Source organism: Streptomyces spinosisporus, assembly GCF_022698145.1.
In the GTDB taxonomy this organism is placed as follows: domain Bacteria; phylum Actinomycetota; class Actinomycetes; order Streptomycetales; family Streptomycetaceae; genus Streptomyces; species Streptomyces spinosisporus.
Genome location: NZ_JALDAX010000019.1, coordinates 80,975 through 95,383 on the forward strand (window position 1 = coordinate 80,975; position 14,409 = coordinate 95,383).

The 14,409-nt window shown below is 71.6% G+C and carries 16 protein-coding genes; 8 read left to right on the top strand and 8 right to left on the bottom strand.

The genetic code is table 11. The features are described from left to right. Positions 1-87: 87 nt before the first annotated feature. From bioB to bioD, 3 genes are read left to right on the top strand one after another with little or no spacing between them, the layout of a single operon-like run. A complete protein-coding gene (gene bioB / locus MQN93_RS35840; RefSeq protein ID WP_242712817.1) occupies positions 88-1,293 on the top strand; it encodes a biotin synthase BioB in 1,206 nt (401 codons plus the stop codon). Then, positions 1,286-2,566: an adenosylmethionine--8-amino-7-oxononanoate transaminase gene (locus tag MQN93_RS35845; RefSeq protein WP_242712818.1), complete on the top strand. Its 1,281-nt coding sequence runs from the start codon at positions 1,286-1,288 to the stop codon at positions 2,564-2,566. Before bioB ends, MQN93_RS35845 begins: the two co-directional genes overlap by 8 nt. Positions 2,567-2,568: 2 nt before the next feature. Next, entirely contained in the window at positions 2,569-3,285 is a 717-nt protein-coding gene (bioD, locus tag MQN93_RS35850) for a dethiobiotin synthase (RefSeq protein ID WP_242712819.1), read from the top strand. Positions 3,286-3,302: 17 nt separating this feature from the next. Here the strand turns inward: bioD and pqqE are convergent, their stop codons facing one another. From pqqE to MQN93_RS35880, 6 genes are read right to left on the bottom strand one after another with little or no spacing between them, the layout of a single operon-like run. Beyond that, positions 3,303-4,427, bottom strand: a complete 1,125-nt coding sequence (gene pqqE / locus MQN93_RS35855; protein WP_242712820.1) for a pyrroloquinoline quinone biosynthesis protein PqqE — start codon at positions 4,425-4,427, stop codon at positions 3,303-3,305. After that, entirely contained in the window at positions 4,424-4,696 is a 273-nt protein-coding gene (pqqD, locus tag MQN93_RS35860) for a pyrroloquinoline quinone biosynthesis peptide chaperone PqqD (RefSeq protein WP_242712821.1), read from the bottom strand. Before pqqD ends, pqqE begins: the two co-directional genes overlap by 4 nt. Beyond that, on the bottom strand, positions 4,693-5,433 hold the full coding sequence (pqqC, locus tag MQN93_RS35865) for a pyrroloquinoline-quinone synthase PqqC (protein ID WP_242712822.1): 741 nt from the start codon (positions 5,431-5,433) through the stop codon (positions 4,693-4,695). Before pqqC ends, pqqD begins: the two co-directional genes overlap by 4 nt. A gap of 29 nt (positions 5,434-5,462) precedes the next feature. Then, on the bottom strand, positions 5,463-6,362 hold the full coding sequence (gene pqqB, locus MQN93_RS35870) for a pyrroloquinoline quinone biosynthesis protein PqqB (RefSeq protein ID WP_016433954.1): 900 nt from the start codon (positions 6,360-6,362) through the stop codon (positions 5,463-5,465). An 8-nt stretch (positions 6,363-6,370) separates the two neighbouring features. Next, positions 6,371-6,511 (bottom strand): pyrroloquinoline quinone precursor peptide PqqA, encoded by a 141-nt coding sequence (gene pqqA / locus MQN93_RS35875; RefSeq protein WP_242712823.1) that lies wholly within the window; start codon positions 6,509-6,511, stop codon positions 6,371-6,373. A gap of 50 nt (positions 6,512-6,561) precedes the next feature. After that, positions 6,562-7,689 (bottom strand): PQQ-dependent sugar dehydrogenase, encoded by a 1,128-nt coding sequence (locus tag MQN93_RS35880; RefSeq protein WP_242712824.1) that lies wholly within the window; start codon positions 7,687-7,689, stop codon positions 6,562-6,564. Between the two features lie 225 nt (positions 7,690-7,914). Here MQN93_RS35880 and MQN93_RS35885 point away from each other — a divergent pair, with 225 nt between their 5' ends. Next, positions 7,915-8,622, top strand: coding sequence for a class I SAM-dependent methyltransferase (locus MQN93_RS35885; RefSeq protein WP_242712825.1), 708 nt, complete (start codon positions 7,915-7,917; stop codon positions 8,620-8,622). On the opposite strand, the gene MQN93_RS35890 is transcribed toward MQN93_RS35885, so the two are convergent. Continuing rightward, the gene (locus MQN93_RS35890) at positions 8,604-8,981 is read right to left on the bottom strand and encodes a hypothetical protein (protein WP_037782108.1); all 378 of its coding nucleotides are present in this window, start codon (positions 8,979-8,981) and stop codon (positions 8,604-8,606) included. The two genes, MQN93_RS35885 and MQN93_RS35890, sit on opposite strands and share 19 nt — an antisense overlap. A gap of 4 nt (positions 8,982-8,985) precedes the next feature. Then, positions 8,986-9,228: a hypothetical protein gene (locus MQN93_RS35895; protein ID WP_016433959.1), complete on the bottom strand. Its 243-nt coding sequence runs from the start codon at positions 9,226-9,228 to the stop codon at positions 8,986-8,988. Between the two features lie 220 nt (positions 9,229-9,448). On the opposite strand from MQN93_RS35895, the gene MQN93_RS35900 reads away from it, so the two are divergent. The 4 genes from MQN93_RS35900 (at position 9,449) to MQN93_RS35915 (ending at position 14,364) form a co-directional block, all read left to right on the top strand. Next, the gene (locus MQN93_RS35900) at positions 9,449-10,324 is read left to right on the top strand and encodes an ABC transporter ATP-binding protein (protein WP_016433960.1); all 876 of its coding nucleotides are present in this window, start codon (positions 9,449-9,451) and stop codon (positions 10,322-10,324) included. A 4-nt stretch (positions 10,325-10,328) separates the two neighbouring features. Beyond that, positions 10,329-12,896 (top strand): ABC transporter permease, encoded by a 2,568-nt coding sequence (locus tag MQN93_RS35905; protein WP_242712826.1) that lies wholly within the window; start codon positions 10,329-10,331, stop codon positions 12,894-12,896. A gap of 45 nt (positions 12,897-12,941) precedes the next feature. Beyond that, a complete protein-coding gene (locus tag MQN93_RS35910) occupies positions 12,942-13,829 on the top strand; it encodes an LLM class F420-dependent oxidoreductase (protein WP_242712827.1) in 888 nt (295 codons plus the stop codon). An 82-nt stretch (positions 13,830-13,911) separates the two neighbouring features. After that, on the top strand, positions 13,912-14,364 hold the full coding sequence (locus MQN93_RS35915) for a GNAT family N-acetyltransferase (protein ID WP_242712828.1): 453 nt from the start codon (positions 13,912-13,914) through the stop codon (positions 14,362-14,364). Positions 14,365-14,409 lie beyond the last annotated feature (45 nt).

Below are 14,409 nucleotides of genomic sequence, written 5' to 3' on the forward strand. Positions count from 1 at the left end.
GATGTGGCAATCCACACACAGCGAAGTGCCGCTGTTGTTCCTTCTCTCCTTGGCCCCGGACGGGTCGGTAGGACAGGATCGGCTCTCATGGACCTGCTGAACACGCTGGTGGACAAGGGGCTTCGGCGCGAGCTGCCGACCCGCGAGGAAGCTCTGGCCGTTCTCGCCACTTCCGACGACGACGTGCTCGACGTGGTGGCCGCGGCCGGGAAGGTGCGCCGGAAGTGGTTCGGCCGACGGGTGAAACTCAACTATCTCGTCAACCTCAAGTCGGGCCTGTGCCCCGAGGACTGCTCGTACTGCTCGCAGCGCCTCGGCTCGAAGGCCGACATCCTGAAGTACACCTGGCTCAAGCCCGAGCAGGCCTCGCAGGCCGCCGCCGCGGGCCTGGCGGGCGGAGCCAAGCGGGTGTGTCTGGTGGCGTCCGGGCGCGGTCCGACCGACCGGGACATCGACCGGGTGGCGGGCACCATCAAGGCGATCAAGGACGAGAACGAGAACGTCGAGGTGTGCGCCTGCCTCGGTCTGCTCTCCGACGGCCAGGCCGAGCGGCTGCGTGAGGCCGGCGCGGACGCCTACAACCACAACCTCAACACGTCCGAGGCGACGTACGGGGACATCACGACCACGCACACGTACGCCGACCGGGTGGACACGGTGTCCAAGGCGCACGCGGCCGGGCTGTCCGCCTGTTCGGGTCTGATCGCGGGCATGGGCGAGAGCGACGAGGACCTGGTGGATGTGGTGTTCGCGCTGCGTGAGCTGGACCCGGACTCGGTGCCGGTGAACTTCCTGATCCCGATGGAGGGCACGCCGCTGGCCGCGGAGTGGCACCTGACCCCGCAGCGCTGTCTGCGGATCCTGGCGATGGTGCGGTTCGTGTGCCCGGACGTCGAGGTGCGCATCGCGGGCGGCCGTGAGGTCCATCTGCGCACGATGCAGCCGCTCGCCCTGCACCTGGCCAACTCGATCTTCCTCGGCGACTACCTCACCAGCGAGGGCCAGGCGGGCAAGGCCGACCTGGAGATGATCGCGGACGCGGGCTTCGAGGTGGAGGGCGCCGGCGACGTCACCCTGCCGGAGCACCGGGTCACGGCCGGGGGCGGCTGCGGCTCGCACGCCGGTGCCGGGTGCGGGTCGCACGAGGACGCCGGGTGCGGGTCGCACGAGGGCGGGGGCGTCTGCGGTACGGCCGCTCCCGCTGTCGCCGCGTCCACCGTCAACGAGGCGCGGACCGACCTGGTCGCCGTTCGCCGCCGCGGTGCCGGAACGGACCTCGCGCCCAATGCCTGAGCTGTCCGTCCCCGAACTGCTCGATCTGGACCGGCGGCATGTGTGGCATCCGTACGGCCCCATGCCCGGCCGGGTGGCGCCGCTCGTCGTGGAGTCGGCGAGCGGGGTGCGGCTGCGGATGGCGGACGGCTCGGGCGAGCTCGTCGACGGAATGTCCTCGTGGTGGTCGGCGATCCACGGCTACAACCACCCGGTGCTCAACGAGGCCGCGCGCGAGCAGCTCGGCCGGATGAGCCATGTGATGTTCGGCGGGCTCACCCACGAGCCCGCCGTCCGGTTGGCAAAGCTCCTTGTCGACATGTCGCCCGACGGTCTGGAGCATGTGTTCCTGGCCGACTCCGGCTCGGTGTCGGTCGAGGTCGCGGTCAAGATGTGTCTGCAGTACTGGCGTTCGCTGGGCCGCCCCGGCAAGCAGCGGCTGCTGACCTGGCGCGGCGGCTACCACGGGGACACCTGGCAGCCGATGTCGGTGTGCGATCCCGAGGGCGGGATGCACGAGCTGTGGACCGGGGTGCTGCCGCGGCAGGTGTTTGTGGACGCGCCTCCGGCCGCGTACGAGGAGTCGTACGCCGAGCAGTTGCGCTCGGCGATCGCGGAGCACGCCGACGAGCTGGCCGCGGTGATCGTCGAGCCGGTGGTGCAGGGCGCGGGCGGCATGCGGTTCCACTCCCCCGCCTATCTGCGGGTGCTGCGCGAGGCGTGCGACGCGCACGGCGTGCTGCTGGTGTTCGACGAGATCGCGACCGGATTCGGGCGCACCGGCGCGCTGTTCGCGGCGGACCATGCGGCGGTGACGCCGGACGTGATGTGTGTGGGCAAGGCTCTGACCGGCGGCTACATGACGATGGCGGCGACCCTGTGCACGTCCGCGGTGGCCGACGGCATCTCGCGGGGTGAGGTGCCGGTGCTGGCCCACGGCCCGACCTTCATGGGCAACCCGCTCGCCGCGTCCGTCGCCTGTGCCTCCGTCGAGCTGCTGCTCGGCCAGGACTGGCTCGGCGAGGTCAAGCGGATCGAGGCGGGACTGCGCGAGGGCCTCGCTCCGGCGCGGGAGCTTCCGGGTGTGCGGGACGTGCGCGTGCTCGGCGCGATCGGGGTCGTCCAGCTGGACCACGAGGTCGACATGAGGGCCGCGACCGAGGCCGCCGTGCGCGAGGGCGTGTGGCTGCGGCCCTTCCGCGACCTGGTCTACACGATGCCGCCGTACGTCACCGGGGACGCGGACCTGGCACGGATCGCGCGCGCGGTGTGCGCGGCGGCACGGGAGGGGTGACCATGCGGATCCTGGTGATCACGGGCACCGGCACGGAGGTCGGCAAGACGGTCACGACCGCCGCGGTCGCCGCGGCCGCCCTCGCGGCAGGCCGTTCGGTGGCCGTACTCAAGGCGGCACAGACAGGGGTACGTCCGGACGAGCCCGGGGACGCCGCCGAGGTCGCGCGGCTCGCGGGAGCCGTCACGACCGCCGAACTCGCCCGCTACCCCGAGCCGTTGGCGCCGGGGACGGCGGCCAGGCGGGCCGGGATGGCGCCGGTGCGTCCGCAGGACGTCGCCGAGGCCGCCGCCAAGCTGGCCACCGACCACGATCTGGTGCTGGTCGAAGGGGCGGGCGGGCTGCTCGTCCGGTTCGACCCGGCGGGCGGCACTCTGGCGGACGCGGCGCAGCTGCTGCGGGCGCCGGTGCTGGTCGTGGCGTCCGCCGGACTCGGCACGCTCAACACCACCGAGCTGACGGCACGCGAACTGCGCGGCCGCCACCTGGACCTGCTGGGCGTGGTCATCGGCAGCTGGCCCCCCTCCCCCGACCTCGCCTCCCGCTGCAACCTGACAGACCTCCCGGACGTGTCCGCGGCCCCCCTACTGGGCGCCCTGCCGGCAGGCGCAGCCACCCTGACACCCACCGACTTCCGCACCCATGCACCAAGCTGGCTGGCACCACGCCTGCACGGAACGTGGGACGCGGAGGGGTTCCGGGGGCGGGAGGGGGCGTAGCGGCTGGCGCGGGCCGGTCAGAGCCGTTGGCCCGCCGTCTTGGGGCGGAGCGGTGTTCGGCGTCTGATGGGTGTCGGGCGTCCCTTCGGCGCGGCTGCGTCCTCTTCCGTCAGGGCTTGGATCAGGTGGTGGTCCGGGGAGAGGTGGCAGGCCGGGTCGGGGCGGGTGGGGTCGCCTGTGAGGGCGTGGGCCTGGCAGCGGCAGCCGCCGAAGTCCTGGTCGCGGCGGGAGCAGCTGTGGCAGGGATCGGGCATCCAGTCGGTGCCGCGGTAGCGGGTGAAGGCCTTGGAGTGGTCCCAGATCCAGTCCAGCGGGTGGTCGCGGACGTTCGGCGGGTCGAGGTCCGGCAGGGAGGCCGCGGCCGGGCACGGCAGGACGGTGCCGTCGGGGGTGACGGTGAGCGAGACGGCGCCCCAGCCGCCCATGCACGGTTTGGCCTCACCGTCGAAGTAGTCGGGGACGACCCACACCAGTTCGGGACCGTCCTGCGCGAGCCGTTCGCGCCATCGCCCGACGGCGTCCCGGGCCCGGGCGAGCTGGTCGCGGGTGGGCAGCAGTGCGGCGCGGTTGAGCAGACCCCAGCCGTAGAACTGGGCGTTGGCCAGTTCGATGCGGTCCACGCCCCAGGCCAGGCCCAGTTCGACGACGGCGTCCACGGCGTCGAGGTTCTCGCGGTGCAGGACGACGTTGAGGCCAAGCGGCAGACCCGCCTCCCGGACGAGCGCGGCGGCCCGTTCCTTGTCCGCGAAGGACCTGCGTCCGCCGATCCGGTCGGAGGCGTCCGGGTCGGCGTGCTGGACCGACAGTTGGACGCTGCGCAGCCCGGCGCCGGTCAGTTCCGACAACCGCGCCCGGTCCAGGCCCACGCCGCTGGTGACCAGTTGCGTGTAGATGCCGGCATGTTCCGCGGCGGTCACGATCGCTGCCAGGTCGCGGCGCAACAGCGGTTCCCCGCCGGAGAGATGGGTGTGGACCACGCCCAACTCCCCTGCCTGGCGCATCACTTCGGCCCACTGATCGGTGTCGAGCTCGCGTGAACGCCGGGTCAGCTCCAGCGGGTTGGAGCAGTATCCGCAGTGCAGCGGGCAGGCGTGGGTGAGTTCGGCCAGCAGGGCCCAGGGGCGGTCGGGTGCGGTCGTCATCGCAGCCAGCCCTCCGTGCGCAGCCGGTCGAGGAAGGCAGGGACGTCGCCGGCCACGGGCGCGCCGGGGAAGCGGTCGGCCAGTTCGGAGACGATGTCCCCCACGGTTCGGGTTCCGTCGCACAGGCCGAGAATCGTTCCAGCCGCGCCTTTGAGCACGACGACGCGTTCGGGGAGCAGCAGCAGATCCGTGCCGCGTGCCCGGTCGTGCCGCAGGACGACGGCGGGCGCCGGCCCGGGACGCCAGTCGGCCACGGCCGCCACGCTCACGACTCCTCCTCCGGGTCCGCTCGGTCCACGGCGTCGAGCAGCGACCACAGCACGTCGCACTTGAACCGCAGCGCGGCCACGGCCCGTTCCTGGTCCTCACGGGTGCGGGCCCAGCCGAGCACGAGGTCGAGCGCCTCACGGCTGTCGCGCCGCCCCTGGGAGACACGGGTGCGGAAGTAGACGAGACCCTCGGACTCGATCCACCGGTAGTGGCGTTCGAAGGCGTCGATACGCGTGCGCATCAGGTCCGGGGCGGACAGTTCGGTCAGCGACGCGGCGACGGCCTCCAGGGGCGGGCGCAGCCGGCAGAAGTTGACGTATCCCTCGACCGCCAGCCGTACCCCCGGCAGCACGGCCTCGGCGCCGAGCAGCCTCGCGCGGTCCAGGCCGGCCGCCTCGCCGAGCCGCAGCCACCGTTCGATGCCGCCCTCTCCCGGCTGCTCGCCGTCGTGGTCCTGGATGCGGCGCAGCCACATGCGGCGCAGCGCCGGGGTGTCCAGCTTGGCGAGGATCAGGGCGTCCTTGACGGGGATGTGGCGCTGGTAGTGGAAGCGGTTGACGATCCAGCGGCGCAGTTCGTCCGGGCTCAGATCGCCGCTGTGCATACGGAGGTTGAAGGGGTGGCGGTCGTGGTACCGCTCCTCGGCCACGGCGCGCAGCCGCGCCTCGAACTCCGCGGGGCTCCAGGGCTGCGCGGGCGGCGCGGCCGTCGTCGTGGCTGTCGTGGTCGTAGTCACTGCCGTCGTCGTTGTGGCTGCCGTGGTCGTCACAGCTCGATCACCGTCCCGTCGTTCGCCACCTCGAGGCCCAGCCGCGCGAGCGTCTTGTGCTGGGGCGCCGCCGGGTCGACGAGGGGGTTGGTGTTGTTGAGGTGCGTGTAGAGGCAGCGGGCGGAGAGCCGGGCGAGCCGCTCGGCCGTTCCGCCCGGGCCCTCGATGGGCAGATGGCCCATGCCGGTCGCGGTGCGCTCGGAGATGCCCGTGCGGCGGGGCTCCTCGTCATCCCAGAAGGTGCCGTCGACGATGACGCAGTCGGCCTCGGCGGCGGCCCGGTCGAGGGAGTCCGGCCAGGCGGCCAGCGCGGGGGCGTACAGCGCGGTCGCGCCGGACCCGGGGTCGTAGAGCCGCAGCGCGACGACCCATGCGTCGTCCTCGGGTGCGTCGGCGGCGTAGCGCGGGCGCTTGCCCGACACCGGGATGCCGGTGATCCGCAGGCCCGGCGTGTCCCGGTCCAACGGTTCGGCGCCGCGTTGCGGCAGCTCGCGCCAGGTCATGGAGGTGTACGGCGCCAGTACGTCGCCGAGGTGCAGTCGGTCGAGCAGTGCCTGGCGGACCGGGGCGGTCGAAACGACCTGGAGGCCGTCGGTCTCGCGCAGCCGTGCGATGCCGAGTGTGTGGTCGAGTTCGGCGTCGGTGAGGACGATTCCGGCGAGGGGTGTGTCGCGGGTGCCGGGCCCCGGTCGGAGTTCGGGGCGGCCGTCGATCTGGTCGCCGATGTCGGGGGTCGCGTTGACGACGTACCAGCGGCCGTCGTCGGTGCGGACGGCGAGGGATGCGTGGCGGCGGCGACGGCGCGGATCCGCGCGCGCCCCGGAACACCCGGGGCACGCGCAGTTCCACTGGGGGATGCCGCCGCCGGCGGCGGTGCCGAGTACCAGCAGCAGCATGGTGTCGGTCAGCGGGAGTTGAGGGAGTAGGCGGTGACCTCGAGTGCGGTGTCGACGACCTCGTAGGAGGGCGGCTGCCAAGTCGCCCTGTCCGTCTCGTTCTTGGGGGCCGACTCGACCGGCTTCGGCTGTTCCTTGGTCTCGTTCATCGGGGCGGGTCCTTTCGGTTGTACGGGGCCTGGGGGCCTACGTGGAGGGCCTACTTGATGGGCACGCGCAGGATCTTGTCCTTGCCGTAGCCGAGGTCGCTGGTGCCGAGCCACAGTTCGTCCGCTCCGGGCACCTTGGCGATGGCGCGCAGCCGGCCGTAGTCGCCGGCGTAGAAGTCGGACATGGTGCCGATGCGCTCGCTGTCGCCGTCGATCGGGACCCGCCACAGGCGTTGGCCGCGCAGCGACGACACGTACAGGACGTTGCGTACGACGGCGAGTTGGGCGGGTACGCCCTTCTCCGGGACGAAGGTGGCCTTCGGGTCGGTCATGCCGTCGGTGTCGCAGCTGCCCTCGCACGTGGGCCAGCCGTAGTTGGCGCCCGGCTCGATCAGATTGAGCTCGTCCTGCTCCTGGTTGCCGATCTCCGCCGACCACAGCCGCCCGTTGCGGTCCCAGGCCAGGCCCTGCGGATTGCGGTGGCCGTAGCTGTAGACGTGGTTGCCGAACGGGTTGCCGGGGGCGGGTGCGCCGCTCCTGGTGATCCGCAGGATCTTGCCGTTGATCGAGTCGGTGTCCTGGGCGAGTTCGGGCTGGAGGCCGTCGCCGGTCGTGACGTAGAGGTATCCGTCGGGGCCGAAGGCGATACGGCCGCCGTTGTGGTCGCCGCCGCGCCTGATGCCGGTGAGGACGGGGGTGTAGTTGCTGAGCGACGAGCCGTCGTAGTCCATCCGCACGACGCGGGTCTCGGTCTCGGTGGTGTGCACGAAGAACACCTGCTTGTCCTTCTTGCCGTCCCAGGTCGGCGACACGGCGACCCCCAGCAGCCCTCCGGCGCCCTCTTCGTACGGCTCCGGGACGGTGTACGGCACCTCGCCGACCCAGTCCCTGTTGCCGTCCCGGTCGAGGCGGTAGACCTGGTAGGACAGCCGCTCGGTGACCAGGGCCGCGGCTCCGTCCGGGAGGAATGAGATGCCCCAGGGCGTCTGCCATCCCGTGGACAGCGTGTCGGCGCCGTCCGGCTCTCCGCCGTCGGCGGCCTGCACCGCGGTGACCGTGGAGGTGTGCGACACGGCGGCCGCCTGGGGGATGCTCGCCGCCGGGATCACGGTGAGGGCGGCGAGCGCGGCTATGCAGAATCGGTACGCATGCCGCACCGAGCGCCGTGGATCTGTCATGGAAACACCCTTCGTCGTACGCACAACCCCTCGCTGTGCAGCAATCTTTACGACGGGAGGCCGGGCCGCCACTCGTATGGGCCACGGGGGTGAGGAGGAGGTGCGGGCGCCGAAGCCGTCGCACACAGGTGCCTCGATCTCCGGGTCACCGGTGTGGACGGCGCGGGTGCGTCGGGTCGGCGCGGGGGACAATCGTCATGAGGCACGTCCGGCGAGGGAGGTCCCATGGCCCTTCGGTCCCCCGGCTCCGTGAAGGCGGCCCGGGATCCTGTGCACCACCCGCTGTTCGCCCGCTACTACGCCCGGGCCAGCGTGAACGCCGAGACCCGGATGGGGATGGGTGCGGTCCGCGACCGGCTGCTGGCCGGGTTGTCCGGCCGGGTGATCGAGATCGGCGCGGGCAACGGCCTGAACTTCGGGCACTACCCGCGCACGGTCTCCGAAGTCGTGGCGATCGAACCGGAGCGCAGCCTGCGGCAGTTGGCCGTCGAGGCCGCTCTGCGCAGCGAGGTGCCCGTCGACGTCGTGCCGGGTGCCGCGGAGGCGTTGCCGGTCAAGAGCGAGGCCTACGACGCGGCGGTGATCTCGTTGGTGCTGTGCAGCGTGCGCGACGTGCCGCGTGCGCTCGCCGAGGCGCGGCGGGTGCTGCGGCCGGGCGGCATGGTGCGGTTCTTCGAGCACGGTCGCGGCGGCGGGCGGATCATGCACGTCACCCAGCGCGCCCTGGACCGCACCCTGTGGCCACCGCTCAACGGCGGCTGCCATCTGGCCCGGGACCCGATCGCCGCCCTGCGCGCCGCCGGGTTCGAACTCGGCCCGTACCGGCGGGTGATAATGCCCGAGCACGGCCCGACCCTGCCGACCTCGTACTGTGTGCTGGGCGCGGCCTGGCGGCCCGAAGACTCCGAAAAGACTCAGGCCACCGTCCACTGACGCAGTTCCGCCGCGATGTCGTAGACCGTCGCCTCCCCGCTCTTGACGAGCCGGGCCAGTTCGCGGACCTGGACGGGCGACGTGGCGACCTTGAGGCCGCTGGCGACCAGGTAGGCGTAGGCGACGGCGGAGGCGAACAGCGCGTTGGAGCGTTCCAGTGCCGGGACGTGGATGAGCAGTTGGAGCAGTGCGGCGGCGCGCGCGTGCGGGCTGTCGTAGACGGGGACGTCGAATATCTCCGCCTCGTGGCGTGCGACGGCGGCGACGAGGGCTCCCCAGTCGGTGACCTGGGGGTCTCCGGGCGTCTTCTGTTCGGCGAGCATGAGCAGCCAGGCGAGGTCGATGCTGAGATGGCTCAAGGGATCAGCGACGACCTTCGCTCCGGCCGGACGCACGCTCCGTGTCGAACTCCTCCGCGAACACGGACTCGTACTGCTTCATGAAGTCGGCGGCGGCCTCCACGAAGGTGTGGCCGACCTCGCCGGTGTCCTGTCTGACCAGCTCTTCGATATAGCGATTGACGCTCATACCGCGGGCCAGGGCGCGTTCGCGGGCGGCGCGGGCCGTGCCCTCGTCCACTCGCACGTTCAACTGGGTCTTCGCCATACCTAGAAGCTAGCGCCAGGATGCTAGCACCGGCAAGTGGCCGTCCGCCGGTGCCCGGTTCTCGTCCCGTGGGTGGAGAGTGCCCCTTACACCGGTACCAGGGATTCGACCTGGGGTGGAGAGCGACCAGCACTCACGGTGGATTTCGGGTGTGGGCCGGCTCACATTACGCTCGGCCGGGACGAGCGCGTCGCACGTCCAGGTGAGCGAGGAGGCAGCCTTGTCCACATCAGCTGCGGAGCACGCCCCGGGCCGGGCACCGGCCGACGGGATCGCGGCTCGCGCCCGGGGCCTGACCAAGGCGTACGGCTCGGGCGAGACGACCGTGCTCGCCCTCGACTCGGTGGACGTGGACATCGCGCGCGGCCGCTTCACCGCGGTCATGGGGCCCTCCGGCTCCGGCAAGTCCACGCTGATGCACTGCCTGGCGGGGCTCGACACGGTCTCGGCCGGTCAGGTGTGGCTCGGCGACACCGAGATCACGGGGCTCAAGGACCGGGAGCTGACCCGGCTGCGCCGCGACCGGATCGGGTTCATGTTCCAGTCGTTCAACCTGATCCCGACGCTGAACGCGGCCGAGAACATCACGCTGCCCATGGACATCGCGGGCAAGAAGCCAGACGAGAAGTGGCTGGACCAGGTCATCGACACCCTCGGGCTGCGCGACCGGCTGGGGCACCGGCCCTCGCAGCTGTCCGGCGGCCAGCAGCAGCGCGTGGCGTGTGCGCGTGCGCTGGCCTCACGGCCGGAGCTGATCTTCGCGGACGAGCCGACCGGCAACCTCGACTCACGGGCCGGCCTGGAGGTCCTCGGCTTCCTGCGGGAGGCCGTCGACCGGCTGAACCAGAGCGTCGTCATGGTCACCCACGACCCCGGCGCCGCGGCCCACTCCGACCTGGTGCTCTTCCTCGCCGACGGGCGCATCGTGGACGAGATGGAGCGGCCGACGGCGGAGGCGGTGCTGGAGCGGATGAAGCGGTTCGACGTGATCCGCAGCCAGTTCGAGACGGACGAGCAGTTCGAGACCGACGGGCAGTTCGAGAGGGACAAGCGGTTCGAGACGGACGGGCAGTTCGAGACGGACGAGCAGGAGTGAACCGGTGCTGAAGGCGACGCTCCGGAGTTTCCTCGCGCACAAGGGGCGGCTGCTGCTGTCCGCCCTCGCGATCGTCCTGTCCGTCGCGTTCGTCGCGGGCAGCCTGATCTTCTCCGACACGGTCACCCGCACCTTCGACCGGCTCTTCGCCTCCACCTCCGCGGATGTGACGGTGGAACCGCGCCAGGACCTGAAGTCGCAGGTCCCCACGGGCGAGGCACAGACCGTGCCCGCCTCGCTCGCGGACCGGGTGGCGAAGGTCGACGGGGTCGCCTCGGTGCACGCGGACGTGAGCGTGCAGAACATCACCGTCGTCGACAGCAGGAACAAGTCGGTCGGTCCCACCACCGGCGCCCCGACCATCGCCGCCGACTGGTACGTCACCGACCGCAGCCCCGTGGCGCTGACCTCGGGTCATGCCCCGCGGGGCAGCGGCGAGGCGCTTCTGGACGCCGACACCGCCGACAAGAAGGACGTGAAGATCGGCGACACCCTGACGGTGCTGGCCCAGCCGGGCACCTTCCGGGTCCGCGTCGTCGGCATCGCCACCTTCAAGACGACCAACCCGGGCGCCGCCCTGGTCTTCCTCGACCCGAAGACCGCCGCGGACCAGCTGCTCGGCACGGCGGCCAAGGCCACGAGCATCGAGGTGATGGCCGCGAAGGGCGTGAGCGACGCGCAGCTCAAGACCCGGGTCGTCGACTCGGTCGGCGCCCGCACGTACGACATCAAGACGGCCGACGAACAGGCCAAGTCGGCCGCGGCGGACCTCGGCGGCTTCCTCGACGTCATCAAGTACGTGATGCTCGGCTTCGCCGGGATCGCCGTCCTGGTCGGTGTCTTCCTGATCGTCAACACCTTCTCCATGCTGATCGCGCAGCGCACCCGTGAACTGGGCCTGCTGCGGGCCCTCGGCGCCGACCGGCGGCAGGTGCGGCGGTCGGTGCTCACGGAGGCGGTCCTGCTCGGCCTGGTCGGCTCGACGCTGGGCCTGGCCGTCGGCATCGGGCTCGCGGCCGGGCTGATCAAGCTCATGAGCGCGTTCGGGATGAACCTGAAGACCACCGAGATGGTCATCGGCTGGGCGACTCCCGTGGCGGCGTACGTCGTCGGCGTCGGCGTGACCTTCGTGGCGGCGTATCTGCCGGCCCGCCGCGCGGCCGTCGTCTCGCCGATGGCGGCCCTCGCGGACGCCGAGATCGCGGGGGTCGGCAAGCCGCTCAGGACGCGGGCGATCGTCGGCTCGGTCGTCGGCGTGCTCGGCGCGGCCGCCCTGGTGGGCTGTGTCACGGCGGCGAAGACGGCGTCCTCCGCCTCGTTCCTTGGCCTGGGCGTGGTGCTCACCCTGATCGCGACCGTCATCGCCGGACCGCTCCTGGTCCGGCCGGTCATCCGGGTGCTGGGCGCCGCCTTCCCGGCCGTGTTCGGCTCGATCGGCCGCATGAGCCAGCGCAACGCCCTGCGCAACCCCCGCCGTACCGGCGCGACCGCGGCCGCCCTGATGGTCGGGCTCGCCCTGGTCGGCGGCATGTCGGTGGCCAGTGCCTCGATGTCCAAGTCCTTCGACGAGCAGATCGACAAGACGCTGGGCGCCGACTTCGTGATCCAGAACAACAACTTCGTGCCGTTCTCCAAGGAGGTCACCGACAAGGTGCGCGGCACCGAGGGCGTCGGCCTCGTCGTACGGCAGCGGTTCGCACCCGTCGCCGTACGGCTGCCGGACGGCAAGCGGGTCGAGACGACGGCCGCGGGCTACGACGACGGCGTCGACGACGTCGCGCACGTGACCTACGCGGCCGGGAACACCGGGGCCGCGCTGGCGCCCGGCGGCCTGGGCATGGACGTCGACTTCGCAAAGGACCACGACGTACGGGTCGGCAGCACGCTGCCGGTCGAGTTCCCCGGCGGGCAGCGGACCCGGATGAGGGTCGCCGCGCTCACCGACCAGGACAACAGCGGCGGCTTCGGCATGCAGGGCGGCCTGTTCTTCGGCATCGCGACCGTCGAGAAGTACATCCCCGGCGGGCAGGACTCCGCGCTGTACGTGAACGCGTCCAACGGTACGAACCCCGACCGGCTGCGCACGAACCTCGACAAGACGCTCGACGCCTATCCGCAGGTCCAGGTGCGCGACCAGGCCGACTACAAGAAGCTGGTGCACGACCAGATCGCCGTGCTGCTCTATCTGGTGTACGCGCTGCTCGGGCTGGCGATCATCATCGCCGTGCTGGGTGTCGTCAACACCCTCGCCCTGTCGGTCGTGGAGCGCACCCGGGAGATCGGGCTGCTGCGGGCCATCGGCCTGGCCCGGCGTCAGCTGCGCCGGATGATCCGGCTGGAGTCGGTGGTCATCGCCGTCTTCGGCGCGGTCCTCGGGCTCGCCCTCGGCCTGGTGTGGGGCGTGTGCACCCAGCAGGTGCTGGCGCTGCAGGGCATGAAGGCGCTGGCCATTCCGTGGACCACGATCGTCGCGGTGGTGATCGGCTCGGCCGTGGTGGGCATCGTGGCGGCGCTGCTGCCCGCGTTGCGTGCGTCCCGCATGAATGTGCTGGCGGCCATCGCGCACGAGTGATGCAATCGCGCACGTGCTCAAGTCGCGTGCCGGTGGGGAGAGTTCATGCAGCACTCGTTCCGCTTCGGAGTCAGCCTGGCCGTTCCCGCGCCCGCCGAGGAGTGGCGCGCGAAGTGCCGTAGGGCCGAGGAGCTCGGCTACGACGTGATCCACGTACCCGACCATCTCGGCATGGTCGCGCCCTTCCCGGCGCTGGTCGCCGCGGCCGCGGTCACCGAACGGCCGCGCCTCGGCACGTTCGTGCTCAACGCGGGCTTCTGGAACCCGGCCCTGCTGGCCCGTGAGGTCGCCACCACCGACGCCCTGACCGGCGGCCGACTGGAACTGGGGCTCGGCACGGGCTATGTCCAGGCCGAACACGACGCGGCCGGGCTGCCGTTCGGCTCTCCGCGCGAGCGCGTGGACCATCTGCGGCGCACCGTCGAGGAGTTGGACCGGCTGCTCGGCTCGGACGACCACCGGCCGCAGCCGGTGCAGAAGCGCGTACCGCTGATGATCGGCGGCAACGGCTCGCGGATGATGAGGCTCACCGCCGAGCACGCCGACATCGCGGCGTTCACGGGCGCGCGTCTGGTGCCGGGCAGCACGACCGGACGGCTCGTGCCCGTCGCGCCGGCGGAGCTGGAGGGGAACGTGGCCCGCTATCGGCGCCTCGCCGAGGGCCGCGAGGAGCCGGCCGAACTCAACCTGCTCATCCAGCTGGTGGTCGTGACCGACGACCGTGCGGCGGCGGTCCGGCCGCTGGTGGAACGGGTCCCCGACACGACCGTGGAGCAGGCCCTGCGGCTGCCGGTCCTGCTGGTCGGCACCGTGGACGAGATCGTCGCCCAGGTGGGGGCCCAGCGCGAGCGGTACGGCTTCTCGTATCTGACGGTCCTGGAACCGTACATGGAGGCGTTCGCACCGGTCGTCGCGGCGCTGCGCGGCCGCTGACGGGGACGTCGTCCGGATGCTGGAATTCCGCCTGCCGGACAGGGGCGCGTGATGGGATTCCCGTATGACTGAGCCTCCCCGTATGTCCGAGCTTCCCCGTACGCCTGAGCTTCGGATACGCGCCGCGACCCCCGCCGATCTCGACACCGTTCTGGCCTTCTGGAAGACGGCCGCCGAGGGCACCAGCATCAGCGACGACCGGAACGGCGTGGAGCGGCTGGTCGGGCGGGACCCCGAGGCGCTGCTGCTCGCCGAACTCGACGGCGAACTGGTGGGCACGGTGATCGCGGGCTTCGACGGCTGGCGCTGCCACCTGTACCGGCTGGCCGTGCACCCGGAGCGGCGCCGCCGGGGCATCGGCTCGGTCCTGCTGGCCGCCGCCGAGGAGCGCTTCGTACGGCTCGGCGGGCGGCGCGGGGACGCGATGGTGCTGGTCCGCAACGAGACCGCCCACCATGCCTGGCGCGCGGCGGGGTACCAGCCGGAGGAGAAGTGGCGGCGGTGGGTGAAACCGCTGGCAGAGGTGTCCGAGTAAGCGCTTTGCCGATCCTTTACCATTGAGGGGTCGTCCCGATCCCCG

Excerpts from the sequence above, each read along its gene's own strand:
- bioB (WP_242712817.1), top strand. The coding sequence starts at position 88 with ATGGACCTGCTGAACACGCTGGTGGACAAGGGGCTTCGGCGCGAGCTG.
- MQN93_RS35845 (WP_242712818.1), top strand. The coding sequence starts at position 1,286 with ATGCCTGAGCTGTCCGTCCCCGAACTGCTCGATCTGGACCGGCGGCAT.
- bioD (WP_242712819.1), top strand. The coding sequence starts at position 2,569 with ATGCGGATCCTGGTGATCACGGGCACCGGCACGGAGGTCGGCAAGACG.
- pqqE (WP_242712820.1), bottom strand. The coding sequence starts at position 4,427 with ATGACGACCGCACCCGACCGCCCCTGGGCCCTGCTGGCCGAACTCACC.
- pqqB (WP_016433954.1), bottom strand. The coding sequence starts at position 6,362 with ATGCTGCTGCTGGTACTCGGCACCGCCGCCGGCGGCGGCATCCCCCAG.
- pqqA (WP_242712823.1), bottom strand. The coding sequence starts at position 6,511 with ATGAACGAGACCAAGGAACAGCCGAAGCCGGTCGAGTCGGCCCCCAAG.
- MQN93_RS35880 (WP_242712824.1), bottom strand. The coding sequence starts at position 7,689 with ATGACAGATCCACGGCGCTCGGTGCGGCATGCGTACCGATTCTGCATA.
- MQN93_RS35885 (WP_242712825.1), top strand. The coding sequence starts at position 7,915 with ATGGCCCTTCGGTCCCCCGGCTCCGTGAAGGCGGCCCGGGATCCTGTG.
- MQN93_RS35895 (WP_016433959.1), bottom strand. The coding sequence starts at position 9,228 with ATGGCGAAGACCCAGTTGAACGTGCGAGTGGACGAGGGCACGGCCCGC.
- MQN93_RS35910 (WP_242712827.1), top strand. The coding sequence starts at position 12,942 with ATGCAGCACTCGTTCCGCTTCGGAGTCAGCCTGGCCGTTCCCGCGCCC.
- MQN93_RS35915 (WP_242712828.1), top strand. The coding sequence starts at position 13,912 with ATGTCCGAGCTTCCCCGTACGCCTGAGCTTCGGATACGCGCCGCGACC.